The following is a 24,975-nucleotide window of genomic DNA, read 5'->3' on the forward strand; positions in this document are numbered from 1 at the left end:
TTACTTTCTCCGGTTTCTCTTTCCTGAAGCTGCTTTGCTTGATTTATTCTTGCCTTCTTGCTGTTCCTGCTGATCGGCTGGTTTTTTGGACGTTGAGTTTTCGAGGCTCCTACGTCTTTTGTCTATGCGATCGATTTCCATGTAATTGAATGTGTCGCTTATTCCATGAGTTTCTTTGTGTTTGTCATGTATTTTTATATTGTAATGATCGCCTGATGCGAGTAGCTCCAATGTCGCTTCAAGATGGTCGACAACTCCAGGTGCTGCTGCTAGCTTGAGCTTGCCATGCGGGTGGGCTGCCGTCACGAACGGATTGGAGAGTGCGGTACTTCCCAGTATTAGATATGTCCAGCGATTTTTTAAATTTTTATCGGATTGCATGACACCGGCTTTGGTGCTGTTGGTAAGCCATTTTTTTCCCATTTGCGTGCCCTTTATACGTTCACCGAGCAAAGTCCATAACATCAGCTCTCTGTCGTTGAGGGATGCTGGGGGGCGTGGGATGTTGCCACGTTCCACTTCCTTTTGCAGCCGCTGGAACAGCGTGTAGGCACTGCCACTGAATTTTGCTTCGATGAAATGGAATGTGTCACTATTCGTCTGCCAGATGGTATCCACACCATTCTGTACCATTTTTTTTAAGTCTTCGGGTACAAGCTCTGTCGGGCGTCTGTGTGCGTTATCGGGTCCAACAATGCGCGGGTAGTCAAAGCGCCATTTTCCATTGACGTTACCGTGCGGCCAGGCGGTGGCTTTTTTAAGCACGTGTTCCATATGGTAATAATCTGCCATATGCTCGCCGAGGAGTCCCTTTGGCCCGAATGGCACTTTGGACAGCAATTCGCGAATCGGCCGTGACGTATTCTTCACCGGTGCGGTGCCGCCGTCGCTGCTCTGGCGGTGCGAGTCGGCCACCGGTTTGTGTTCCTTGCCCTTGCCCGGCGAGTCCCGTTCTTTGGTTTTTGCTTTGGCATCCACGCCCTTTGACTTTTTATCTGAGCTTGTCGTGGGCGACTTGAACTGGGCGTTGGCGCTGTGCGGATGCGCGTTGCCTGGCTTGTGATTGTGCCTGGCTGCCGTATTGGCGCCGGTGCCAGCTGCGGCGGCGATTTTTTTTGCCGCCCACAAGGCGTCTTCACCCAGCATGTCCTCGATCAATTCCTGCAGCGCCTTGGCGCCCTGCGCAATGCCTGCTTTGAGGGGACCGCGCACCGCTTCGACTTGCGGCTTCATGTCGCGCGCCAGGTGCTGCAAGTCCGACGGCAGCCACCAATGGCTGGTCGACAGGTAGCCGAGCAATTGCACGCAGTTGTCCAGCGCGCTCATGGCCGTGCTGATTGCCAGCTGGGTGTTTTGCGCCCACTGGAAGGTTTTCAGGAATTTGATCGCGGCGCCCTTGCTCTTGCCCAGCATGGCTTCGATCATGACATTGCCGCCAGCGGCCGCCGTGCCAACCTCCTTGCGGTACTTGCGCAAAGGCTTGATGATGGTCTTGAACAGGCTGCCGACTTCCGGAATGCAGCCGAACGCCGCCAGCGCCATGTCGACCCAGTCATCGCGGGTCGCGCGCGACACGCCTTTCCTGCCGACGCGGTAGATCATGCCCGAGACATCGCGCACGTCCATCACCTGGTCAACCACGGGGATCAGGGAAATGGCGCCGCCAACGATCATGGCGGCCTTGCCCTGGTCATCCTCGAAGTCGCCGAGGATCAGGTCCTTGAAAAACTCCACGATCTCATCGACAAAGTTCTGGCTCATGGCTTGGGCTCCGGCTTACTGGTTTTTCGGGCTGCCTCCAGCAATGCGGATGCCTGTTTCAACTGCTGCCTCGCTTGCTGTAGACGGGGCTCCGCTACCAATGGCGGCGCCACCCAGTCGCGTTGGTCCTCACCATATTCAATGTGATACGCGCCGGGAGGAATGTTTTCGAGGCGGGCATGGCCCTTGTCGTTAAGTAATCCACTCAGCGACGTGCCGTTGGCGAACGTGATTTTGTAGGGGGAGTTAATGACAGGTTCGAGATCGCCATAATGCAGGTTCAGTTCGACTGCCCGGCCCAGGTCGGCCGCATTCGGCAGTGCAGGCAAGGTGGGCTGGCTGCTTGCCGGTCCCGTCAATTCCTTCATGCTGGCGTTGAAATCGATTTTTCCGGGGCCATGCAGCATGATGTTGCCGCCTTCGAGGCGGATGTACGCGCCCTGGGCCGTCATCAGAATGTGCTGCTTGGCCGCCGCCGTGACGCTCTTGGCGGTGCTGCTGACGGTGATGGCCTTGTCCGCTGTCAGGCGTGTCGCATCGGACTGGCTTTGACTGCTGACCTTGCCGCTGGCCGCATGCAGGCGGATACCGGTTTCCTGGTTGGGCTTGTCCTTGCTGCTGGCCTTGCCGTAGGTGAACAGGCTGATGCCCTTGCCCAGCGCGTACAGGCTGTTGCCTTGCGCCGCAAAGTTGAGATCGGCGTCCGCCGTCAGGCTGCCATTGCCGCCCGCGACCAGGACGGCGCTGGCTGGCGTGGTGGCGGCGATGCCGGACGGGCTGGATAATTGCAGTTGCGGGTCGCCATACGCGCTGGCCTGGCCTTCGCCGCCCGCCGCCTGCTGGCCCTGGCCCGTCGTGGCGGCGCCCTCGGCCGTCGCGCCCAGGACATCGATGCTGTGCTGCATCTGGGCGAGGGCGGGGAGCTGCGCGGCTGGCGAAGGCGTCTCCGTCTGGTCCGGCGTGGCAGCGGAAGCTGGCGCGGCCGCACCGGCTGTGGCCGGGCTGGGCATTTCGAGCGCGAAATGTTTCTGCGCCTGCTCAGTCAGCGAGGTCTGCAGTTGCAAGCTTTGCCTGAGCTGTTCCAGCGCTTCCTGCGCATCCATCTGGCTGCCGCCAGCATCGCGGCCATGCGCCGACAGCAGCATGCCCGCTCCCGCGCGCAGGGCGGCGCTGTGTTCCGTTTTCAGCTCGGCGCCAAAGCCGGCCGGCGCCAGCCGCTGGTTGTCGCTCTGGTGGCGCAAATGGCCCAGGTTCAGTTCGGCCGTTCCCTGATGGGGGCCTGCGTGGCGCTGCAGGGCGACGCGGCCCTGGCCCGGGCTGTCGTCGAACACCAGCTGGCTGTAGGCGCCACCGCCGCCCTGGCTCGTTGGCAATGCCTGCGTCTTGATGCCCGACAAGGCCGCCGGGTGGGCATGGGCGCCGGCCTGGCCGGGAAACCAGGCCGGCGCGTTGCCCGTCGCCGCGCCCGTGCCCTGGCTGACCTGGTTGTTTTGCGCGTCGGCCTGACCGCGGCCGTTGTACAGCGTGCCGATGACGACGGGGCGGTCGATATTGCCTTCCAGGAAATCGACGAGCACTTCCTGGCCCACGCGGGGCAGGGCATTGCTGCCCCAGTTGGCGCCGGCGACGGGGGCCAGCGGCGTGGCCACCCGCACCCAGGTGCCGGCGCTGTCGTCGCCGGGCGCACCCGTGTGGCCGTCGGCGGCCGGATGCGCCAGCCGGCTATGGCTTTGCGCCCCCCGCTGCCAGTGGAATTGCACCTTGATGCGGTGGTCGCGGTCCGTATGCAGCTGGGCGCCGGCCGGGCCGACGACGATGGCGGTCTGCTGGCCCATGATGACGGGGCGTGGATGCAGCAGCTGGCCGTGGTCGTTGGCATAGGTGCTGCGGTAGGGGACCTTGCTGCGGATGGCGTCGATGCGGTTGCGGTAGGGCGGGCGTTCGCTGATGGTGTCGCCGACGGCATGCAGGCTGCCGGCCGCCTCTTCGCCGATCAGCGCGTCGAGCAAGCCCTGGCCGAAGCGCTGCAGCAGGCCGCCGCCGAGTTCCGCATCGAGGTTGTTATGCATCAGGTGCACCGTGCGGGTGACGAGGAAGCTTGCAGCGTCGCCACCGCCCGCCGCATCCGTTTGCGCCTGACCGCTCAGGGTAAACGTGGTGCCGGGCGCCAGCGTGCGCACGGTGCCGGCGCCCGTAAACACTTCCCTGGCCGCCGTCAGCGCCTGCAACTGGCGCTCGGCAAGCCGTTGTCCGTGTTCGCGCGACGGGTAGGCATAGGCGCCGGGCGCGTCGCGGCTGACCAGCGCCATCGTTCCGTCATGGGCGCTGGCGGCGCTGATGGGGCGCAGGCCCAGTGCGCGGTAGTCCCAGCTGGACAGTTCGATACCGTTGGTTTGCTGGCGCAGCTGCATGCGCCAGCGGTCCATCGTATCTTGCGGCATGACGGCGCCTGGCTGGCTGTAGGCAATGCTGGCCTGGGTGTTGGGCTTGAAGCTGCCGTTGTGGTCGGCGATGACGAGGGTATGGCTGCCCAGGCTGGCGCTGCCCGCGTCGCCCGTGTGTTCGGCATAGTAAAACAGGCCTTCCTCGCTCATCAGCCGCTCGGCAAAGGCCCAGTCGCTTTCCTGGTATTGGCTGCAGATGCTGCGTTTCGGATAGATTGCGCGGTCGAGCAGATCGAAGCGCCAAGCCGGCGCCAGCATGCCCTGGCCCTGGTAGCGGGCAAAGACGACTTCGAGGATGTCGGGCACCGCCAGGTCCTGGAAGACGCGGCTGTCGCGGCCGTGCGCCAGGAAGGCCGTCCACGGCTGCATGGTCAGGTTGTAGCGGGCAAAGCCGCCGTTCGCGCCCGCCAGTTCGACGGCGGTGACGTGGCCGTGGAACGGGCGCCAGCCGCCATCGGCCATGAGCAATTCCAGCAGGATGGGCTGGCCGATCAGCGACTTGAGGGGAATGGCCGCGTCGAGCGCCAGGGCGGCGATGTGGAAGGTATAGCCCAGCCCCAGGCCTTCCTCGCCGCGCACGCATTCGGCCAGCAGCTTGTCCGGGCCCAGGGGCGTGCTCAGCTTCAGCAGGCGCGTGGCCTGGCTGAAACCGTTGGCGACGGGTGACGTACCGGGTGACGGCGACGCGCTTGCTTGGACCAATTCGGACATTGACTGGAACTCCGTGTGGCGAAATGAGGGTACTTGCATTTAATTCAATGATTTGCTTATAAGATTACACCTTAGAAATAGTGATTTAACAAGCGCGATTCAATTGAATCGTGCGCCGGGGCCTGTCATGCTCGGGCCGTGCGGGGCGTTTTTTCCCCTTCTGCTAGAGTGTGGATCTTGCCAATTCCACCATTGAAAAAAATTGTGCAATAACCGGAGCAAGAATGAATACGATGCAATGCGTGGCTGCCGCCATGTTGTGTGCCAGCCTGTCGCCCGCCATGGCGGCGACATCCCCCGTCGAGCCGCCGTTTCTCGATGTGCTCGTCCATCAATACGCCAATTGCGTCAAACCTTCCTACCATCAGGCTGACCTGCGGGTACAGGACGGGGTGGGGCGCTATCAGATCGACGTCAAGGGTGAGACCTACACGGTCGAACTGCAGGAACGCCTGGGCTTTTCGCTGCAGGCGGGGATAGACGGGCCCGTGGCGGCCATCGTCAAGCTGGACCGGCCGCCCAAGGGGCAGTTCGGCGAGCAGGCGCGCTGGCGTGAACGCTGGCTGCGCGATGTGGCCGAGCGCAGCGGCGTGGCGCTGGACGAGCGGGCGCTTGCCGGTGGTGCGCGCCTGCTGACCGTGAACAAGGGCGAGATCAAGGGTAATTATGTGGGCCAGTCCCTGCTGATCGATCCGGCGCGGCTGTTGTTCATCGATATGGCGTGGCCGAACACGCTGGGGATCTATCGTGGCCCCGATGGCCTGCGGCATGTGCGGGAGGTGCAGGACGACGTATGGAAGCGACTGCTGTCTTGCCCGCCGGCTGCGTGACGCTGGCGGCCACCGCATACCCCTACTGCGCGCACGCGCATGGACAAATAATAATGATTCTCATTTATAATGCGGATCCATGGGGTAGCGATGGGCTGGCGCCATGGCGCCACGGTCGGTGAAGGAGGGCATGATGGGCAGTATGTATGGCAACGAGGACATGATCGCGCGCGAGCATCGCGTGTTGATGGCGGAGTATGGCCGCGCGCAGGCGCGCTGCAGTGCGCAGCTGGCTGCGCAGGCGGCCCGCATCGCGCAGCTGGAGTCGGACTTGATGCGCGCGCGGGCGCAGGTCGTGATCCGCGATACAAAACTGGCGCTGGCGCGTGATGAACTGGCCGAACTGGCGGCCAGCGTGCCGGGCCTGCCGACGCGTGCAAGGCTGGCGCGCCGGGTCGAATGGCTCGGCGAGCGGGTGCAGGACCTGATGCGCGAGCTGCTGCGCCTGCAGTGGCTGCCCGCGCCAGCCCTGCAGGCCGACGTACGCGAAAAAGCCGTGCTGTATGTGGGCAGCTATCTGGAGCAGAATGCGGGCCAGCAGGCCGCCGGCGCCAACGTGGCGCAGCAAGCCATCGAGCAGGCCGGCGGGCGCTTCCTGCACCATGCTGGCGGTGACGATGGCGCCGACGACGTAGCGGCGCTGGAAGCGGGCCTGGTGGCGGCCGACCTGGTGATTTGCCAGACGGGCTGCGTCAGCCACGACGCCTACTGGCGCGTGCAGGACCACTGCAAGCGCACGGGCAAGCAGTGCGTGCTGGTGGGCCAGCCGCAAGCCATGCATTTTGTGCGCAAGGAGGCGCTTGCCGCTTCTTGACGCCGGATTAACGCACGCTTAATCCGCCTGGGCCACAATGGCGATCCATTCGACGTTATAGAGAGCGCCCATGCTGTCCCTGCAAATCGGTCCCCTGGCCCTGCCCACGGGCCTCGTCCTGCTGATCGTTTCCCTGTGCGTCGCCTATGGCGTGGCGTGGTCACTAAGGCGGTATCGCCAACAGCCGGACGCCGGTCCTCTCGTTTCCGACATGCTGATCGCCGGCCTGCTGGCGGCGCGCCTGGCGTTCGTCCTGCGCTGGCACGAACAATATCTGGTGGCGCCCTGGTCCATCATCAATATCCGCGATGGCGGTTTTCTCGCGCCAGCCGGCATCGCGGCCGGCCTGGCCATCGCCGCTTGGCGCTGCCGGCGTCCCGCCATGGCTGCCATGCGCCGTCCGCTGGCCGTCAGCGTCGCGTGCGCCGCGCTGGCCTGGGGCGTGCTGAGCGCAGGGATCTCGCTGGCCTACGACAAGCCGGCGGCCTTGCCGGCCGTGGCGTTGCAGGCGCTCGACGGCGCGCCGGTGACCCTGGCGGCGCTGGCCGGCGGCAAGCCCATGGTGGTCAATCTGTGGGCCAGCTGGTGCCCGCCATGCCGGCGCGAGATGCCCGTGCTGGCCGCCGCGCAGCAGGCGCGCGCCGATATCGTCTTCGTGTATGCGAACCAGCGCGAGGATGCGGCGGCGGCCAGAGCTTTCCTGGACCGGAGCGGCGTCACTCTGCGCAATGTGCTGCTCGACAGCGTAGCGGCGCTGGGCAAGGCGGCCGGTTCCTCGGCCCTGCCCACCACCCTGTTCTACGACGCGCAGGGGAGATTGATCGATACTCACCTGGGCGAATTGTCCGACGCCTCGCTGGCCAGCAAGCTGCAAAAGATCGCGCCGGCGCCCTGACGCGGCCGCAGCCGTTTCTGATAGTATACCCCCCTATAGTATTTATGGAGGCGGGATCATGGGACACACGGCGCACAACAAGACCAAGCTGCTCAATCGCGTGAAGCGTATTCGGGGACAGGTGGAAGGCCTGGAGCGGGGCCTGGAAGAGGGACGCGACTGCGGCGAAGTGCTGCAGCTGATCGCCGCCGTGCGCGGCGCCGTCAATGGCTTGATGGCCGAAGTCATCGAAGAACACTTGCGCGAGCACGTGGCCAGTCCCGATATCTCCGGCGAGGAGCGGGCCAGGGGCGCCGACGACATCGCGGGCATCCTGCGCACCTACCTCAAATAAGGAGACCGCCATGCAAACGCCATTTATCAAGGAAGACCTCTCCGCCTGGCAGCACGAACACGTCTTTGGCGCAGCCAGCGACAAGGCCGAGCGCCGCGCGCGCATCGTCATGTGGATCACCCTGGCCACCATGGTGCTGGAAATTGTCGCTGGCTGGTGGTACAACTCCATGGCCCTGCTGGCCGATGGCTGGCATATGAGTTCGCACGCGCTGGCCATCGGCCTGGCCGCGTTTGCGTATGCGGCCGCGCGCCGCTATGCGCGCGATCCCCGCTTTGCCTTCGGCACGTGGAAGATAGAGGTGCTGGCCGGCTACACCAGCGCCATCCTGCTGCTGGGCGTGGCCGTGCTGATGGTCGTGGCCTCCGTCGAGCGCCTGTTGTCGCCGCAGCCCATCCACTATCCGCAGGCGATGGCGGTGGCGACTTTCGGCCTGGCTGTCAATCTCGTATGCGCGCTGATCCTCGGCGGACACCACGATCACCACCATGGTCACGGCCATGAGCATCACGACCATCACGACGACCACCATGGCGAAGACCTGAACATGAAGGCCGCCTACATCCACGTGCTGGCCGACGCCGCCACGTCCGTGCTGGCCATCATCGCGCTGGGCGGCGCTTGGGCTTACGGCTGGCAATGGCTCGATCCCGTGATGGGCATCGCGGGCGCCGTGCTGGTGGCCCTGTGGGCGAAAAAGCTGATGCAGGAAACGGGCAAGGTCTTGCTGGACCGCGAGATGGACCACCCCGTGGTGGAGGAAATCCGCGAGGCGATGGAGGTGGAAAGCGCCGGCGACACGCCGCGCATCGTCGACCTGCACGTGTGGCGAGTCGGCAAGCAGCTGTACTCGTGCGCCTTGTCCGTCGTCAGCCGCGATGCCGCATTGACGGCCGCCCAGCTGCGCGCGCGCATCGGCATCCACGAGGAAATCGTCCACAGCACCATCGAGATTATTCGCCGGCCTTGACAATGATGGCGAAAAAGCACGCTGATGCGGGGCGTAGGCAGTATAATGTCGGCTTTTACAGCACGCGCTGTTCACCAGACAGAGAATAAAATGAGCACATTACCACCATGCCCGCAATGCAAGTCCGAATTCACGTACGAAGACGGCAGCCAGTTGATCTGCCCTGAATGCGCGCATGAATGGTCGGCCACGGCCGGCGAAGCGGTGGAAGAGGGCGCCAAGGTGTACCGCGATTCGGCCGGCAATATCCTGCAGGATGGCGACACGGTCAGCGTCATCAAGGACTTGAAACTGAAGGGCGGCGGCGGTGTCGTCAAGATGGGCACCAAGGTCAAGAACATCCGCCTGGTCGACAGCGACCACGATATTGACTGCAAGATCGACGGCTTCGGTTCCATGAGCCTGAAGACGGAATTCGTCAAGAAAGTCTAACGCTATTCCCTGTCATACGGCGCGCCTGGCTTGATACCAGCGCGCCGTTTTTTATTCAGACGCCATGCAAATCGACCATCTCCGCCAGCGCTTGCGCGCCTTGGGCGCCAAGCCCTTGCACGAACAGCGCGTGCTGCGCGACTGGATCCAGGGCCAGCCACACGACCAGGGCCGGCGCCGCGCCGAAGATTTTTTGCCGCTGCCCGTGCGCGAGGCCTTGCCCGCGCTCGACCTCGAATTGCAAGGCATGCTGAAACTGCTCAGCACCCATCCGGGTGCCGACGGTTCCGCGCGCCTGCTGGTGGGCCTGCACGACGGCCAGACGGTGGAAAGCGTGCTGCTGCCGCGCGACGGCTTGTGCGTATCGAGCCAGGTCGGTTGCGCCGTGGGATGCCAGTTCTGCATGACGGGCCGTGACGGCTTGATCCGGCAAGTCACCAGCGGAGAAATTGTCGCCCAGGTGGTACTGGCGCGCACCATGCGTCCCGTGAAAAAAGTCGTCTTCATGGGCATGGGCGAGCCGGCGCATAACCTGAACAATGTGATGGAAGCGATCGAGCTGCTGGGTACCGAGGGCAATATCGGCCACAAGAACCTCGTGTTTTCCACGGTGGGCGACCCGCGCGCCTTCGAGCGCTTGCCGCAGGGGCGGGTCAAGCCGGCGCTGGCCTTGTCGCTGCACACGACCAAGCCGGAGTTGCGCGAACAGCTGCTGCCGCGCGCGCCCAGGCTGTCGCCGCGCGAACTGGTGGACTTCGGCGAAGCATATGCGCGCCTGACCGGCTATCCGGTGCAGTATCAGTGGACCCTGATGGAAGGCGTCAACGACGGTGACGATGAGATGGACGGCATCGTCGCGCTCTTGCAGGGCAAGTACGCCGTGCTCAACATGATCCCGTATAACACCATAGCCGACTTGCCGTTCAAGCGCCCCAGCTGGGAAAAGGCGCGCGCCATTGCCGCCGCCCTGCACGCGCGCGGCGTGCTGACCAAATTGCGCGATTCGGCCGGGCAGGACGTGGAAGGCGGCTGCGGGCAGTTGCGTGCGCGTGAGGCCAAGGGCAAGGTCATTCCCATTCGTGCCAGCGTCTAAACTCCTCCCAGCAAATCGTTTTCATTCAATATCGCAAACGCGATCTCGGGGTGCGCGGCCAGGCAGCGGCGCACGGCGGCGGGAATGGCGGCGCGCGTCTTGCGGCACAGGCCGGGCCGTTCCATCAGGCGGATCTGGAAGCCGCGCACAGTGCGCACTTCGCCGCTGCCCGGTGTAATCTGCAATTCCACGCCCAGGTTTTTCTGCAACAGCAGTTGCAGCTTTTGCAGTTGCGCATGGGTGGCGATGGCCTCGATGTGCGCCAGCAAACGCTTTTCTTCCGTCAGGTTCAGGCGCAGGATGGACAGATCGGCCTGCGCATCGTCGAGCAGGCGCTTGCGCCCGCAGTCGCACAACTGCGGCGGACACTCCTTGCGGACTTCAAAGTCGACGATACGCATGTGCGGCTTCCAATGGCGATCCCGGATAAATCAAGTATCGTCCGCCGCCTGGCGCCTGTCAATCAGCGCGGGCTGACGATCAGACGCCATAGGATCGGCCCTTGCTCGTTGCTGTGCTGGTGATGGTTTTGCGGCGGCATGACGCGGCCTTGACCGCGTGTCTTGGCGCGCGTGCCGCCCTGTGTTGTAATGTTGCTCATCCCGACTGAGCACACAAGGCCATGAGAACCCGCATCAAGATTTGCTGCATCGCTTCCATCGATGAAGCGCAACTGGCCATAGCCGCCGGCGCCGATGCGCTGGGCCTGGTGGCTGCCATGCCGTCCGGCCCCGGCCCGATTCCCGACGCGCGCATCGCGCAGATCGCCGCCTGGACGCCGCCCCCGGTAGCCACGTTCTTGCTGACGTCCGAGACGACGGCGCAAGCCATCGCCGAACACGTGCGCGCCACGCAGCCGTCCACCGTGCAGATCGTCGGCCATATCGACCCGCGTGAAGTCGAGGAACTGGCGCGCCTGCTGCCCCATGTGCGGCGCGTGCAGGTGATCCATGTGGAGGGGCCGCAGGCTTTGGACCTGATCCCCGCCTACGCGCCCCATGTGCACGCTTTCCTGCTCGATTCGGGCCGCCCTGGCGCGCTGGTCCCGGAACTGGGCGGCACGGGCCGCACGCACGACTGGTCCATCAGTGCGCGCTTCGTGCGCGCCAGTCCCCGTCCCGTTTTCCTGGCCGGTGGGCTGAACGACACCAACGTTGCCGATGCACTGCGCCAGGTGCGCCCCTACGGCATCGACCTGTGCTCGCGCGTGCGCACGGACGGCAAGCTCGATGTCATGAAGCTGGCCCTGCTGATGGCGGCCGTGCGCGACGTGGACGCGGCGCTGTATGCGGAGGGCTAATCAGCCGCCGGCAGCACATTCATCTCGCGCACGAACGCTTCCGTAAACGCGGCCACCATGCCGCTGGCCGCGCGCGGCGAAATCAAGCCAACGATGGAATGCGATTCCTCATCCGGCAGTGCAATAAAACGCACGCCTGGCGGCGCCACCAGGCGCATGCTGTCGGGGACGATGGCGATGCCCATGTTGGCCTCGATCAGGTTCAGCTGCGACGTCTTGCGCGACAGGGCGCGCGCCGCCTTCGGAAAGAAGCCCTGCGCCAGGCACAGGCCCGCCACCAGGTAGCTGAGGCCTCCCCGGTCCTTGTGCGGGATCGAGACGAACGCTTCGTCGCGCAGGGCGGCTATCGTCGTGCGTTCCAGCGCGGCCAGCGGCGAGGCAGATGACACGGCCACCACCAGTTTTTCCGCAAACAGTTCGCGCACGACGATATTGGCATGCTTGCGCAGGGTGGGCAGGCGCACGAGGCCCAGGTCGGCGCGGCCTTCCTCGATATCGGCAGCCTGGTTTTCCGACGAGCCCTTCGACACATCGAGAGAGACGCCGGGGAACTGCGCCAGCAGGCGGTTCAGCACGGCGCCGATGGCGGGCGTGAGGGTGACGGAACTCGAATGCAGCAGGCGGATGATGCCTTGCGCCCCTTGTCCCACGTGGCGCGTCTGCCGCACGGTTTCGTCGATGTCTTCGAGGATGCGCTTTGCCCGTTCATAAAAGACCTGTCCCGCGGGTGTCAGTTCGATATGGCGCGCGTCGCGCGTCAGCAACTGGGCTTGCACCTCGCCCTCGAGCTCCTTGATCTGCCGGCTCAGGGCCGACTGCGCGATAAATAACTTTTCCGCCGCGCGCGAATAGCTGCCCGCATCGACGACTTCGACAAAATAGCGGAACTGTCTGATGGAAATCAATCGTATGCCTTTTCGAGATCGGAGACTGCCTGATTTGATATTAGCCTGGTCCCGGTATTCGCGTTACAGTGGCCTGGTCTGCTGTCACTGCAAAGGAATGGCCATGCTGGAATTGATCGGGGTGCTGGGATTGCTCGTCAGTATTATCGTAAAACTGATTTTCGTCCAGATTGGTGGAACTGGCAAAGGCAAGGAAGATTAATATGCCAGAGTCGCGACATACGGTGCCGGCAAGGCCAGCGCTTGCAAGCGGCAAGCCGGTGCTACCCCGCTCCACTCCGCCAGCGGCAGCCCTGCGCACTTGAGCAACGACTCGCGCGCCGTCCACGCCTGCGCCAGGGCCAAGGGGCGCTGTGCATCGGGACAGGCGGCCAGTTCCTCGGCCACCTGCGGCCCCAGATAGTCGCGCGCCAGATTGAACCAGCCGGCAATGTCCTGCACCCGCATCACGTCGATGCCGACAGGGCCATGCAGGCCGATGGCGGCCAGCGAGATGCCTTCGTCATGGGTAAATGACAAACCCGCCACGCGGCCGGCCAGCAGCAAACGGGGAGGGGCGCCCGGCGTTGACTTCACCGAAATCGCGTCGATGTCCAGGTTTTGCCACTGCGCCGCCGCTTCGCACACGGCCTGGCGCAGGTGCGCGCGCGCTTCCATGCGTGACGGCGGCGGCACAATGCCGATCGCCAGCACGCCGTCGCCCGCCCACAGCACGGTAAAATCCATCAGCTACGCAAAGGCGCGGCCGGGCAGCCCGCCCAGTTGCTGCCGGCGGGGATGTGCTCGCCCTTCATCACCAGGGTCAAGGGTCCCAGGCGCGCATTGTCGCCCACATTGGCGCTGTACAGCACGGAGCTGCGCGGGCCCATGTAGACGCGCTGGCCGATCTCCACGTGGTCGATCTTCATCACGCGGTCCTCGAACAGATGCGTTTGCGGACAGGTGAGCGCATTCAATTCGCTGTAGTCGCCGATGTGCACGCAGTCGAATTCCGTGATGTCGGTCGTGTCCATGTAGACGCCGCGGCCGATCTTGCAGCCGAACAGGCGGAAGGCCAGCGGCAGCCACGGCGTGCCGCGCAGGTAGCGCATGAAGTTGGGCACGGCGATGCCTTCGTACAGGTTGGTCACGCCTTCGGAAATCCACACGAACGGCGTCCACATGGGCGCCGCGTGCTTGCGGTAGCGTCCCAGCAGCAGCCACTTGAACAGCACGACGACCAAAAAATTGCCGATGCCGTAGGCCAGGCCGGCGATGGCCAGGTCGCTTACCACTTCGCCCCAGCGTCCGGCGCCCGCGATCGGCATCACGTCCAGTACCAGGGTGTAGCCGACGGCGATCACCACCGCGTGCGGCGCGACGATGCGGAACGCTTCGATCAGGCTGCGACCCAGGCGGCGCAACAGCGATGGCTTGAACGTCAGGTGTTCGGCAAAGCCGCTGACCTGTTCGCGCGCGGGTAAATGCATGGGGGGGGAGCCCAGCCACGTGTCGCCGCTGTGCATCTGCTCATTGCGCGGCGCATGCGTGTGCACGCCGATCAGTACGTGTTCGGGCAGCGTGGTGCCATCCGGGATATAGCTGCCGTTGCCGACAAAGCTGCGGTGCGAGATGACAGTGGGACGCATGGTCATCCAGCCGCCGTCGATCTGTTCGTCGCCCAGCATGACGGCGTCGGCGATGAAGGTATCGTCGCCCAGGGTCAGCATGTCGGGCACCACGCCCAGCGCCGTGGAAATCTCGGCACCCTTGCCGACCTTGGCGCCCAGCAGGCGGTACCAGTACGGCGCGTACACGGTGGCGTAAATGCCGTGCAGGACGTTCAGGCTCGATTCCTGGATATGGCTGACCAGCCACTTGGCGCAATAGATATTGCTGTGCACGGGCGAGCTGCCCGGCTTCAATCGCGGCAGCGCGCCCCAGCGGATGGCGGCCGACAGCAGGGCCGTGAGCACGATCAGCACGGCGCTGGCGGGGAAGGCCAGCAGGAAGTAGCGGGCCAGCTGGGTCGTCACGTCGCGCCCCTGCAGCCACGGCATCATTTCGCGCTCGTCGAACCAGTCGATCAGCACGAAGCTGGGGAAGACGGGCATGAAGAACAGCACGGCGATGAGTACCATGCCGAAGCAGAAGAACACGGTTTCGCCCGTCAGGCGCAGGCGCGAAACGGCGGGGCGGGGCGGCTGGCTGGCAGGGTCAAACGCGCCAATGTCGCGCGCGGGAGAACCTGTGTACACGCGTCCGGCCGGCACCGCCGCGCCATCGGCCAGGGCCGATTGTCCTTCCAGGTGGCCGAAGGCGCCCACTTGCGTGTTGCCTTCCAGGATGGCGTAAGAACTGATGCAGGCGTCGTCGCCGATGCTGATCCGGCCCAGCAACAAACGGCCCCGCTCGACCCGGGCGTTTTCAAAGTTGACGGCATTGCCCACGCTGACGTTGTCGCCGATGGATAGCAGGTCGGGCGCGCGCAGGGTCATCGAGCCGATGACGACTTCCTTGCCGACTTTGGCGCCCAGCGCGCGCAACCACCAGCTGTTCAGGGACGAGCCGCTGAGCAGGTAGGCGGGCGCCGATTCGACCAGGCGGTCGGCCAGCCACCAGCGGTAGTAGGTGACGCCCCACAGCGGATAGCTGCCCGGTATCAAACGCCCCGCGATCAGCCACTTGCCGGCGATTGCAATGGCAAATTCGGCCAGGGTCGCCAGCAGGAACACGCCGATGGAGGCGGCGATGGCGCGCGGCACGGTATCGCCCGTGTCGCCCGTGAAGAAGTGGTAAGTGAAGAACGGCGCCATCCACTGCGCCATGCGCAGGGTGACGAGGCCAGGCACGGCCGCCGCCTGTGCCGCGCCGCAAATCCAGCGCTTCAGGGTCGATGGTGGCGTCCATTCCGCTTCCGGCGTGGCCAGCGCCGGCGCTTCATTGAGCACGGCGGCGATCTTGCCGATCTGCCGGTTCTGGTAAATGTCGCGCACCGTCATGTGGGCGTAGGCCGGATCGGCGCGCAGTGCGGACGCCAGGCGCGCGGCCAGGAAGGAATGGCCGCCGAGGTCGCTGAAGAAGTCCAGCTGGCGCAAGATCGCCTGGCCCGGGAACAGCTTGGCCAGCGCCGCGAACAGGGCCGCTTCTGCCGGCGTTTCCGGCACGTCCGATTCACCGGCTTCGCCAGCCGGCGGTGCGGACAGGGGCATGGCTTTCAAGGCCTTCCTGTCGATCTTGCCCGAGGTCAGACGCGGCATCAGCGGCAGCAATTCAAAACGGCCCGGCACCATATACGGCGGCAAGTGCAAGTTCAATGCCGCACGCAGGGTTTTCGCCGCCAGGGCATCGTCGGGCGCCTCGTCGCTGCCGACGATATACGCCACCAGCTGGTCGATACCGTCATCCTTGCGCAACAATACAGCCACCGTACCCACGCCCGCCTGCTGCGCCAGCACGGCTTCGATCTCGCCCAGCTCCACGCGGAAGCCGCGAATTTTCACCTGGTCGTCGGCGCGGCCCAGGCACAGCACCTGGCCATCAAGATCGATGCGCGCCAGGTCGCCCGTGCGGTACAGGCGCGCATCGTCAGGACCCGTGCTCCAGGGATTGGGCAGGAATTTTTCCAGCGTCAGGTCGGGCCGGCCCAGGTAACCCTCGGCCAGGCCGGGGCCGATGATGCACAGTTCCCCCGTCTCGCCGCGCGGCAGCAGGACGAGCGGACGGTTTTCTCCCGGCTCGGCCACCTGCAGCACCAGCAAGCCATAGTTGGGCAGCGGCGTGCCGATGGTCACCGGCTCGCCGGGCCGCAAACGCGCCAGGCTGCACGAGACGGTCGCTTCCGTCGGGCCATAGGTGTTGAACATGGCGCGGCCCGGGCGCGACCAGCGCTCGACCAAGGACTCCGGGCACATCTCGCCGCCCAGGTTGATCAGGCGCAGGCTCGGCACTTCCTCGGCAAACAGGGCCAGCAAGGTCGGCACCGCGTGGAGAACGGTGACCTTGTTGTCGGCCAGCGCGCGCGGCAAGGCTTCCGGGTCGCCCGAAATCTCCTTGGGACCCAGCCACAGGGTGGCGCCCACCAGGTAGGCGATCCAGATTTCCTCGAACGACATGTCGAAGGCGACGGAAAAACCCTGGTAGACAGTATCGCTTTGCGTCACTTCCAGCACGGCGTTTTCGCTGCGCAGGAAGTGGCAGATGCTGCGCTGGTTGATCAATATGCCCTTGGGCTTGCCCGTGGAGCCGGACGTGTAGATCACGTAGGCCGGGTGTTCGGGCAGCACGGTGGCGCGCGTGGGCAGCTGTTCGCCCGGAGCGGCGGGGGCCAGCAGGCTTTCCGCCGTCCACACGGGACGCCCAAGTCCGGCATCGGCCAGGCGCGGCGCGAACTGCGCGCAGCTGACCACACCAAAGCCATTGGCGTCATCAAGGCACACCTGCAGGCGCTCGACGGGCGTGTCTTCATCGACGGGCAGCCAGGCGGCGCCCGCCTTGGCAATCGCTGCCTGCATCAGCAGCAGATGGGCGCCGCGCGGCAGCCACAGTCCCACGATGTCGCCGGGCTTGACGCCGGCCGCCACCAGGCGCGCCGCGGCCAGGCCCGCCTGCGCATCGAGCTGCGCATACGTGATGCGGCGCGCGCCATCGATCAGGGCGATTTGCTCGGGGCAGCGGCGGGCCGTTGCCTCCAGCAGGTCGGCCAGCACTTCCTCGCGCAGCAGATCCGGTCGCGGTGGGCCGTACAGGATGTCGGCGTGGGTCGAAGGGATGCCTGGGTTGACTGCGGTGAAATCGTTCATGGATGACGCTTATCTGTAATGCGGTGTGAAAAATCTGCTGGGCTGCGCGTGGTGCGCGGCACAGTTGATACATTACAGTACGCAAGACATTTCAGCGTTGCAGAACGGGGAATTTTGCGGGGCTTTGCGAAATTATGTGGTCATCGGCTCAACTGCCATGATTACGGAATGTAAAACGCGGAAACATGGCGCCGATTTGCGCCACGGTGCGCGCCGCCGGATAGCCGTGCAGGGGGCGGCCGGCCAGCGCCGCATCCGCGCAGCCTTCGGCACGGAACTGCTGCAGCACGTAATTATCGACGCCTTTGGCGGCCAGGGTGGTGGCCAGGGCCAGCAACTGCTCGTCCGGCAGCAGGTCCGGGTGGGTGGTGGTGCGGCACTCGTAGGCGACGCCGCTGGCGAGGATGGCGTCCAGGCAGGCGCGCGCCGGGTCGCCGCTGGCGGCCACGCGGGTCACATGACGATAGTCGGCAAACGGCGCCTTGATGTCGAAACCGACCCAATCGACCAGGGACAGCACTTCCTGCAGGCGTTGCGGATAGATGCAGGCCGTGTGCAGGCCGATGCCGAAACCCAGTTCCCTGACGTCCTGCATGGCGCGCGCCAGCGCCGGGTCCATGCATGCTTCGCCGCCGCTGAAGACGACGGCGTCGACCAGGCCCACGCGGCGGCGCAGCCAGGTCAGGACGTCCTGCCAGGGCATGGCGCCTTCCGGCGTGCGGGGCTGCAAGTGCGGATTGTGGCAATAGCCGCAACGCCAGGGACAGCCCTGCACGAACACCACGGCCGCCAGCTTGCCCGGATAGTCGGTGGCGGAAAAGGGCGTCAGGCCGCCCACTTTCAACTCAGCCGCCATGGCACGCGGGCTGGCCAACACGGGCGCTCGCTTCCGTAAAGTACTGGCGCTCGTGGAATTCGCCCTGCTTGCCGATGTTGAACGAGGCGACGGGGCGGTGGTAGCCCATCACGCGCGTCCAGATTTCGCAGCGCTGGCGTTCGGTGTCGAGCAGGGTGATGGCGGGAGTGAAGTCGGGACGTGCGTTCATGGCGTTTCCTTGAGTGGGTGAGCGAAATCGGACTGCTTGCGGGCGATCAGTTCCGCGTCGCAGGTGGGACAGAATTCATGTTTGCCGGCCAGGTAGCCGTGGCGCGGGCAGATGGAAAACGTGGGCGTGACGGTAATGTAGGGCAGCGAAAAGCGGCTCAGGGCGCGTTTTACCAGCTCGCGGCACGCGCTCGCATCCGACAGCGCTTCCGTCATGTACAGGTGCAGCACCGTGCCGCCCGTATACTTGCGCTGCAGCGCGTCCTGTAATTCCAGCGCCTCGAACGGGTCGTCCGTGTGGCCGACGGGCAGCTGCGACGAATTCGTGTAGTACGGGTTGTCGCTTGTTCCCGCCTGCAGGATGGCGGGATAGCGCTTGCGGTCTTCGCGGGCGAAGCGGTACGTCGTGCCTTCGGCCGGCGTCGCTTCCAGGTTGTACATATGGCCCGTCTCTTCCTGGAAGGCCACCATGCGGGCGCGCACGTGGTCGAGCAGACGTATCGCCAGCGCATGGCCTTCGGCGGACGTGATGTCGTAAGCGTCGCCGCTGAAATTGCGGATCATCTCGTTGATGCCGTTCACGCCCAGGGTGGAAAAGTGATTGCGCAGGGTGCCCAGGTAGCGTTTCGTGTACGGGAACAGGCCTTGCTGCATCAGTTCCTCGATGGTGCGGCGCTTGATTTCCAGGCTGGTCTTGCCCAGTTCCAGCAGGCGGTCCAGGTCGGCCAGCAACGCTGGCTCGTCGCCGCGCCACAAGTGGCCCAGGCGCGCGCAGTTGATCGTCACCACGCCCAGGGAACCGGTCTGCTCGGCGGAACCGAACAGGCCATTGCCCCTTTTGAGCAGTTCGCGCAAGTCCAGCTGCAAGCGGCAGCACATGGAGCGGATCATGTTCGGCTTGAGTTCCGAATTGATGAAGTTCTGGAAGTAGGGCAGGCCGTAGCGGGCCGTCATCTCGAACAGGCGTTCCGCGTTTTCGCTATGCCAGTCGAAATTCTCGGTGATGTTATAGGTGGGGATGGGGAAGGTAAACACGCGTCCCTTGGCGTCGCCCGCCATCATGATCTCGATGTAGGCGCGGTTGATCATGTCCATCTCCGCCTGCAGCTCGCCATAGCTGAAGTCCATCTCCTGGCCGGCGATGACGGGAATCTGTTCGCGCAGGTCGTCCGGGCAGACCCAGTCGAACGTGAGGTTGGTGAATGGCGTTTGCGTGCCCCAGCGCGATGGCACGTTGAGGTTGAAGATCAGCTCCTGCATGTACTGGCGCACGTCTTCGTAGCGCAGGCTGTCCTTGCGGATGTAGGGCGCCATGTAGGTGTCGAAGGAGCTGAACGCCTGCGCGCCGGCCCACTCGTTTTGCAAGGTGCCGAGGAAATTGACGATCTGGCCGATGGCGCTCGACATGTGTTTCGGCGGGCCCGATTCGATCTTGCCCGGCACGCCATTCAAGCCTTCGTGCAGCAGGGTGCGCAGCGACCAGCCGGCGCAATAGCCGGCCAGCATGTCGAGGTCGTGGATGTGCAGCGCCGCTTCGCGGTGCGCCGCGCCCACTTCCGGCGGATACACCTGGTCCAGCCAGTAGTTGGCGATGACCTTGCCCGACACGTTGAGTATCAGGCCACCCAGCGAGTAGCCCTGGTTGGCATTGGCGTTGACACGCCAGTCGCGCCGGTCCAGGTATTCATTGATGGACGCGGCGACATCGACCTGGCCGCGTGTGGGGGAAACTGCATTTGTCGTCATGAAACCTCCAATAAACACAACATGCGGTGTTTTTATGGAGATTAATCACTAAATATAGTGGCGTCAAAGGGTGCGTGCAGTTGCGTGACGAATCCTTGATGCAGGTGAAAAAACCACCTCAACCGGTTTTGTTCCAGCGCGTTTCGCGCAGGATCAGCCAGCTCACGCAAAAGAACGCGACGCCGCAGGCGGCGATGCTGGCGACGGAGGCGGGCAGCACGTGCGCCCAGATTTCCAGCGGCGAGTAGGTGCTCCAGCTGGCCACGCGTGCGTCGAACGTCACGTAGTTCGCCAGCAGCCAGTAGACGGCCAGCAGGCCCGTGCAGATGGCGGCCTGACGCAGCAGCGGCAGTTGGCGGCGCGCGAACACGGCCAGCAGGAACAGCAGCAGCACGCCCGGATACGCGCCCAGTACTTCCGGCGACAGGACGGAGATGGTCTCTGCGTCATAGCCATCGGCCGGGCCGGCCCACTGCACTTGCAGCGCGGTGAGGAACAGGGTGAGCAGGAAAATCAGCAGCGGTTTGCGGGTCATGGCGGGCAATCGAAGAGGGAGAAAAGTGGGGCATTTTACAGCCAGGTCAAGCAAGTTGAACGCGCGCCAGCCATGCATGCATTCCTTCACCTGCGTCAAGGACTGGGCGGCATGGGCGGGGCTATAGTCTGCACCCTGAGCCGATACAGGACTGTGAATATCATGATGCTTGATTCAACCACCGCCACCCGCGTGGCCGGACCGCTGGAACTGGTCTGCCCCGCCGGCAGCCTGCCTGCCTTGAAAGCGGCCGTCGACAATGGCGCCGACACCGTCTACCTGGGCTTTCGCGATGCCACCAATGCGCGCAATTTCGCCGGCCTCAATTTCGACGAGAAGGCCATCGCCGAGGGCGTGCGCTACGCCCATCAATATGGACGCAAGGTGCTGCTGGCGCTGAACACCTATCCGCAGCCGCACAACTGGGCCGTGTGGCGCAGCGCCATCGACCGCGCCGCGCAAGCCGGCATCGACGCCATGATCGTGGCCGATCCTGGCCTGATGGCGTATGCGGCCCAGCACCACCCGCAGCTGCGCCTGCACCTGTCCGTGCAGGGCTCGGCCACCAACTACGAAGCCATCAATTTTTACCATGAACACTTCGGCATCGCCCGCGCCGTGCTGCCGCGCGTGCTGTCGATGGCGCAGGTCGAGCAATTGATCGCCAAGACGGAAGTCGAGATCGAGGTTTTCGGCTTCGGCAGCCTGTGCGTGATGGTCGAAGGGCGCTGCGCGCTGTCGTCGTATGCGACGGGCGAGGCGCCGAACACGCACGGCGTGTGCTCGCCGGCGAAATCCGTGCGCTGGCTGGAAACGCCGAAGGGCCTGGAATCGCGCCTGAACGGCGTGTTGATCGACCGCTATGCGCCCGGTGAAAACGCCAGCTATCCCACCCTGTGCAAGGGGCGTTTCGAAGTCAATGACGAAGAGTATTACGCCATCGAGGAACCGGCCAGCCTGAACACGCTGGCGCTGCTGCCGCAGCTGATCGCCATGGGCGTGCGCGCCGTGAAAATCGAAGGACGCCAGCGCAGTCCCGCCTATGTGGCGCAGGTGACGCGCGTGTGGCGCGAAGCGATCGACGCCTGCCGCGAAGGTAATGCGCGCTACGCTGTCAAGCCGGGCTGGATGGCGGCCATGGACAAGCTGGCCGAGGGTCAGCAGCACACCTTGGGTGCCTACCACCGCTCTTGGAAATAGCAAAACCTACTGCGCGTTCCGGGGCGTGGCCTGCGATGCTCGCTGTGCTCTAGCACAGCTGCGCTTCTCGGCCTCGCCGCGAACCGCTCGCTACGGTTTTGTAAACTAAAAAAATGGAAAAGACATGTTAAAACTCTCTTTGGGCCCCTTGCTGTACTACTGGCCGCGCGCCACCGTTTTCGAGTTTTACCAGCAGATCGCCGGCACCGCCGTCGATATCGTGTACCTGGGCGAAACCGTCTGCTCGCGCCGGCATGAGGTACGCCTGGCCGACTGGCTCGATATCGCCGACATGCTGGCCGCCGCCGGCAAGGAAGTGGTGCTGTCGACGCAGGCGCTGATCGAGGCGGGCGCGGAACTGGCGACCCTGCGCCGCATCACGGGCAATGGCCGCTACGGCGTCGAGGCCAACGACATGGGCGCCGTGCACTGCATGGAAAAGGGCGCGTCCTTCGTCGCCGGTCCCCATTTGAACCTGTTCAACGGCCCCAGCCTGCAATTGCTGGCGCGCCTGGGCGCGCGGCGCTGGGTGATGCCGTTGGAAATGGGGCAGACGGCGCTGGCCGAGATGCAGCGCCAGAAACCGGAAGGGCTGGAGACGGAAGTGTTCGCCTACGGCCGCATGCCGCTGGCGTTTTCCGCGCGCTGCTTCACGGCGCGCAACCGCAATCTGCCGAAGGACGATTGTGGCTACAGCTGCCTGGAAGAGCCGGACGGCCTGCTGCTGCGCACGCGCGATGAAGTGCCGTTCCTCGTGTTGAACGGCACGCAGACGCAGTCGGCGCTGGTCTACAACCTGGTGCGCGAACTCGACGCCATGCGCGACATGGGCGTGGCGGTGGCGCGCATCAGCCCGCAGGCCATGCATACGGAACAGGTGATCGCCATCTTTGACCGCGCCCGCCGCGGCCAGGTCAGCGGGATCGGCGCCCAGGCCCAGCTGGCGGCCTGCCAGCCGGCCGGCGCCTGTGACGGCTACTGGCACGGCCAGCCCGGCATGGAACAGCACGCCGCCCATTGAACGCCTCGAAAGGAAGCACCATGCAAGATCAACTGGAAAGATTGCCCGTCCCGGCCAAGCCGAGTATGAGCAAGCCCGCCGTGTCGTACTGGCTGCCCGAACCGCTGGCCGAATTGCTGTCCAAGCTGCCGCCGTATCCCGCCTCCTGGCTGTTCGTGCAAGGCTTGAACCGTCTGCTGGCGCCGCAATTGCCCGACGACGTGCGGCGTAGCCTGGAAGGGCGCAGCCTGCGCTTGCGGCTGCTGGACGCGGGCATCGCCTTCGATTTCGAGTGGCAGGGCACGGTGTTCGTGGCCGAGCGCTATGTCGACGTGCCGGACCTGTGCATCGCCGCCAGCGTGCATGATCTGATGCTGCTGGCGCGGCGCCAGGAAGATCCGGACACCCTGTTCTTCAGCCGCCGCCTGAGCCTGGAAGGCGACACGGAACTGGGTCTGCTGTTCAAGAATACGCTCGACGCCATCGAGTTGCCGCCGTTCGACTTGCAGGCGCTGGGACCGCGCCGCGTGCTGGCGCATCTGCGCGACCGGGGCGCGCGGGAAGGCTGAGCGGGGAGTTGGCGGCAGCGTTCAGTGGCGGCAGTGGCCGCAGGCGCCGCTGCACGAGGCCAGCTGTTCTTCATCCGTCGCTTCACACATGAAGCCGGCGTCATTGACGGCCGCCAGCAGGCGTTCCTGCGTGGCCAGCCGTTCGTCGAACTGCACCGTGGCACCGTGGCGCGCTAGCGAGACGCACACGGTGGCCACGCCCGTGACGGCTTCGAGCGCGCCCGTCAGCCTGTCGGCGCAGCCTTCGTGATCCATCCCGATAATATTCAAGCGTGCTGTCTGCATGGGGTCCTCTTGTTTTTCAAATAAAAAAACAGCGTAGGCGAGCGGTGCGCATGCCGTCCAGAGCAGCACGCAAGATTTATTTTCTATTTGGGGTTTTATTGATCTGGATTAATACTCACCCCTCCTGGTCAGCTTGAAAGTGCTGTTGTTTTATACACAGTTGCCGTATTCCAGTCGACAAGCGTGCTCTGCTGCGCGATACTGTCATTCTGATAAGAACGCTATGAAAGCGCTGGAAAGGAGGGGCCATGCAGCGCCGCCCCCTGCTCAAGCTTGCTGCCCTGTGGCCATTGGGCGCGGCCATCGGCGCGGTGCCGCCGCCGCTGCCGCTCGTGTATCCGCGTCACCAGGCGCTCGATGATCCGCAGCAAGGTTATGTGACGGCCTTGCTGCAACAGGCGCTGGCCCGTTCGGGCCAGGCCTATGCCTTGCGCCGCTCCGAATTGCGCATGGTGCAGACACGCGCGATGCAGGAAATCGCCACGGCCTCGGGCGGCGTCGACGTCGTCTGGGCCATGACGAGCCGCGCGCGCGAAACGCAATTGTTGCCGGTGCGCATCCCCATCGACCGCGGTTTGATCGGCTGGCGCGTGGCCCTGATCCAGGCCCGCCAGCCGCAGCTGCTGCGCGGCGTGCGCAGCATTGGCGCCCTGGCGCGGCTATCGGCCGGTCAGATGCGCGACTGGCCCGATTCCGCCATCCTGCAGGCGAATGGCTTGCGCCTCGATACCTCGAGTACCTATGAGGGCCTGTTCCAGCAACTGGCGGCGGGGCGCATCGATTACTTTCCCCGTTCCGTGATCGAGGCGCAAAGCGAGCTGGCCAGCCATGCGCACTTGCCGCTGGCGCTCGACACGCACCTGGTCATCCGCTACCCGGCCGCGCTGTACTTTTTTGTCGGCCGGCACCGGCCGGAACTGGCGCGCCACATTGAAAGGGGACTGGAAACCATGCTCGCCGATGGCAGTTTTGCACAGCTGTTCCAGCGCCATTTCGGTCGCCTTGCGGAGGCTTTGCAACTGTCCCACCGGTACGTGCTGGAACTGGCCAATCCCGACTTGCCGGAGGAGACGCCTTTGGTGCGCAAGGCCCTCTGGTATCGTCCAAAACATCACTAGTAGTTTTATTGATCAGTGTCAAACAACCGCTTCAATCGTGCGCAGGATGTTTGATGAAACGCAAGGTGAGTTCAACAGAACACCTGTTGACACTTGTAAATTTTTCACCGAACATGATTCCTCGTAACAACATTTCTCCGGCGCAAGCGTTTACCGCAGGTGCCGTGCAGGATCCGTGCGCCCGTTCAACAGCCAGCTGCCGTCAGC

23 protein-coding genes are annotated in these 24,975 nt (G+C 64.3%); 12 read left to right on the top strand and 11 right to left on the bottom strand.

Translation table 11 applies throughout. The features are described from left to right. Positions 1-1,761, bottom strand: a complete 1,761-nt coding sequence (locus AC3IQ7_RS11870; protein WP_489209708.1) for a hypothetical protein — start codon at positions 1,759-1,761, stop codon at positions 1-3. Further along, complete coding sequence (locus tag AC3IQ7_RS11875) at positions 1,758-4,916, bottom strand: type VI secretion system Vgr family protein (protein ID WP_489209710.1); 3,159 nt, start codon at positions 4,914-4,916, stop codon at positions 1,758-1,760. The genes AC3IQ7_RS11870 and AC3IQ7_RS11875 overlap by 4 nt, the downstream gene beginning before the upstream one ends. A 224-nt stretch (positions 4,917-5,140) precedes the next feature. Here AC3IQ7_RS11875 and AC3IQ7_RS11880 point away from each other — a divergent pair, with 224 nt between their 5' ends. The 7 genes from AC3IQ7_RS11880 to AC3IQ7_RS11910 all read left to right on the top strand — a co-directional run bounded on the left by AC3IQ7_RS11880 (position 5,141) and on the right by AC3IQ7_RS11910 (position 10,284). Next, on the top strand, positions 5,141-5,746 hold the full coding sequence (locus AC3IQ7_RS11880) for a hypothetical protein (RefSeq protein ID WP_489209712.1): 606 nt from the start codon (positions 5,141-5,143) through the stop codon (positions 5,744-5,746). A gap of 274 nt (positions 5,747-6,020) precedes the next feature. Beyond that, a complete protein-coding gene (locus AC3IQ7_RS11885) occupies positions 6,021-6,560 on the top strand; it encodes a DUF2325 domain-containing protein (protein ID WP_489210435.1) in 540 nt (179 codons plus the stop codon). 70 nt (positions 6,561-6,630) lie between these two features. Then, positions 6,631-7,455, top strand: a complete 825-nt coding sequence (locus tag AC3IQ7_RS11890) for a TlpA family protein disulfide reductase (protein ID WP_489209714.1) — start codon at positions 6,631-6,633, stop codon at positions 7,453-7,455. Positions 7,456-7,513: 58 nt separating this feature from the next. Beyond that, the gene (locus tag AC3IQ7_RS11895; protein ID WP_034756961.1) at positions 7,514-7,789 is read left to right on the top strand and encodes a metal/formaldehyde-sensitive transcriptional repressor; all 276 of its coding nucleotides are present in this window, start codon (positions 7,514-7,516) and stop codon (positions 7,787-7,789) included. A gap of 10 nt (positions 7,790-7,799) precedes the next feature. Next, positions 7,800-8,759 (top strand): CDF family Co(II)/Ni(II) efflux transporter DmeF, encoded by a 960-nt coding sequence (dmeF, locus tag AC3IQ7_RS11900; RefSeq protein ID WP_489209716.1) that lies wholly within the window; start codon positions 7,800-7,802, stop codon positions 8,757-8,759. Between the two features lie 90 nt (positions 8,760-8,849). Next, on the top strand, positions 8,850-9,191 hold the full coding sequence (locus AC3IQ7_RS11905; protein WP_034756972.1) for a zinc ribbon domain-containing protein YjdM: 342 nt from the start codon (positions 8,850-8,852) through the stop codon (positions 9,189-9,191). A 64-nt stretch (positions 9,192-9,255) separates the two neighbouring features. Then, complete coding sequence (locus tag AC3IQ7_RS11910) at positions 9,256-10,284, top strand: RNA methyltransferase (protein WP_489209719.1); 1,029 nt, start codon at positions 9,256-9,258, stop codon at positions 10,282-10,284. Here the strand turns inward: AC3IQ7_RS11910 and AC3IQ7_RS11915 are convergent. Next, positions 10,281-10,685 (bottom strand): hypothetical protein, encoded by a 405-nt coding sequence (locus tag AC3IQ7_RS11915; RefSeq protein WP_489209721.1) that lies wholly within the window; start codon positions 10,683-10,685, stop codon positions 10,281-10,283. The genes AC3IQ7_RS11910 and AC3IQ7_RS11915 overlap by 4 nt on opposite strands. 221 nt (positions 10,686-10,906) lie before the next feature. On the opposite strand from AC3IQ7_RS11915, the gene AC3IQ7_RS11920 reads away from it, so the two are divergent. Beyond that, entirely contained in the window at positions 10,907-11,584 is a 678-nt protein-coding gene (locus AC3IQ7_RS11920) for a phosphoribosylanthranilate isomerase (RefSeq protein ID WP_489209723.1), read from the top strand. Here the strand turns inward: AC3IQ7_RS11920 and AC3IQ7_RS11925 are convergent. The 7 genes from AC3IQ7_RS11925 to AC3IQ7_RS11955 form a co-directional block, all read right to left on the bottom strand. Then, on the bottom strand, positions 11,581-12,489 hold the full coding sequence (locus tag AC3IQ7_RS11925; protein ID WP_489209725.1) for a LysR family transcriptional regulator: 909 nt from the start codon (positions 12,487-12,489) through the stop codon (positions 11,581-11,583). The two genes, AC3IQ7_RS11920 and AC3IQ7_RS11925, sit on opposite strands and share 4 nt — an antisense overlap. 198 nt (positions 12,490-12,687) lie before the next feature. After that, positions 12,688-13,215, bottom strand: coding sequence for a 4'-phosphopantetheinyl transferase family protein (locus tag AC3IQ7_RS11930; protein ID WP_489209727.1), 528 nt, complete (start codon positions 13,213-13,215; stop codon positions 12,688-12,690). Next, positions 13,215-17,270: a Pls/PosA family non-ribosomal peptide synthetase gene (locus tag AC3IQ7_RS11935; RefSeq protein WP_489209729.1), complete on the bottom strand. Its 4,056-nt coding sequence runs from the start codon at positions 17,268-17,270 to the stop codon at positions 13,215-13,217. Before AC3IQ7_RS11935 ends, AC3IQ7_RS11930 begins: the two co-directional genes overlap by 1 nt. 148 nt (positions 17,271-17,418) lie before the next feature. After that, positions 17,419-18,126, bottom strand: a complete 708-nt coding sequence (locus tag AC3IQ7_RS11940; RefSeq protein ID WP_489210437.1) for an anaerobic ribonucleoside-triphosphate reductase activating protein — start codon at positions 18,124-18,126, stop codon at positions 17,419-17,421. After that, positions 18,116-18,316, bottom strand: a complete 201-nt coding sequence (gene nrdD / locus AC3IQ7_RS11945; RefSeq protein WP_092712624.1) for an anaerobic ribonucleoside-triphosphate reductase — start codon at positions 18,314-18,316, stop codon at positions 18,116-18,118. The genes AC3IQ7_RS11940 and nrdD overlap by 11 nt, the downstream gene beginning before the upstream one ends. After that, on the bottom strand, positions 18,313-20,061 hold the full coding sequence (locus AC3IQ7_RS11950) for a ribonucleoside triphosphate reductase (protein WP_489209731.1): 1,749 nt from the start codon (positions 20,059-20,061) through the stop codon (positions 18,313-18,315). Before AC3IQ7_RS11950 ends, nrdD begins: the two co-directional genes overlap by 4 nt. A gap of 118 nt (positions 20,062-20,179) precedes the next feature. Next, positions 20,180-20,596 carry a hypothetical protein gene (locus AC3IQ7_RS11955; RefSeq protein WP_489209733.1) on the bottom strand — a complete coding sequence of 139 codons (417 nt, stop codon included), beginning with the start codon at positions 20,594-20,596 and terminating at the stop codon, positions 20,180-20,182. Positions 20,597-20,758: 162 nt separating this feature from the next. On the opposite strand from AC3IQ7_RS11955, the gene ubiU reads away from it, so the two are divergent. The 3 genes from ubiU to ubiT all read left to right on the top strand — a co-directional run bounded on the left by ubiU (position 20,759) and on the right by ubiT (position 23,365). Continuing rightward, entirely contained in the window at positions 20,759-21,796 is a 1,038-nt protein-coding gene (gene ubiU, locus AC3IQ7_RS11960; RefSeq protein ID WP_416208778.1) for a ubiquinone anaerobic biosynthesis protein UbiU, read from the top strand. Positions 21,797-21,920: 124 nt separating this feature from the next. Further along, positions 21,921-22,817 carry a ubiquinone anaerobic biosynthesis protein UbiV gene (gene ubiV / locus AC3IQ7_RS11965; RefSeq protein ID WP_099380267.1) on the top strand — a complete coding sequence of 299 codons (897 nt, stop codon included), beginning with the start codon at positions 21,921-21,923 and terminating at the stop codon, positions 22,815-22,817. A gap of 20 nt (positions 22,818-22,837) precedes the next feature. Next, positions 22,838-23,365 carry a ubiquinone anaerobic biosynthesis accessory factor UbiT gene (gene ubiT, locus AC3IQ7_RS11970; protein ID WP_489209735.1) on the top strand — a complete coding sequence of 176 codons (528 nt, stop codon included), beginning with the start codon at positions 22,838-22,840 and terminating at the stop codon, positions 23,363-23,365. Positions 23,366-23,386: 21 nt separating this feature from the next. Here the strand turns inward: ubiT and AC3IQ7_RS11975 are convergent, their stop codons facing one another. After that, entirely contained in the window at positions 23,387-23,650 is a 264-nt protein-coding gene (locus tag AC3IQ7_RS11975) for a heavy-metal-associated domain-containing protein (RefSeq protein WP_489209737.1), read from the bottom strand. 248 nt (positions 23,651-23,898) lie between these two features. On the opposite strand from AC3IQ7_RS11975, the gene AC3IQ7_RS11980 reads away from it, so the two are divergent. Beyond that, on the top strand, positions 23,899-24,768 hold the full coding sequence (locus AC3IQ7_RS11980; RefSeq protein ID WP_489209739.1) for a substrate-binding periplasmic protein: 870 nt from the start codon (positions 23,899-23,901) through the stop codon (positions 24,766-24,768). Positions 24,769-24,975: the final 207 nt, after the last annotated feature.

This window comes from Janthinobacterium sp. GL_088 (assembly GCF_057837845.1).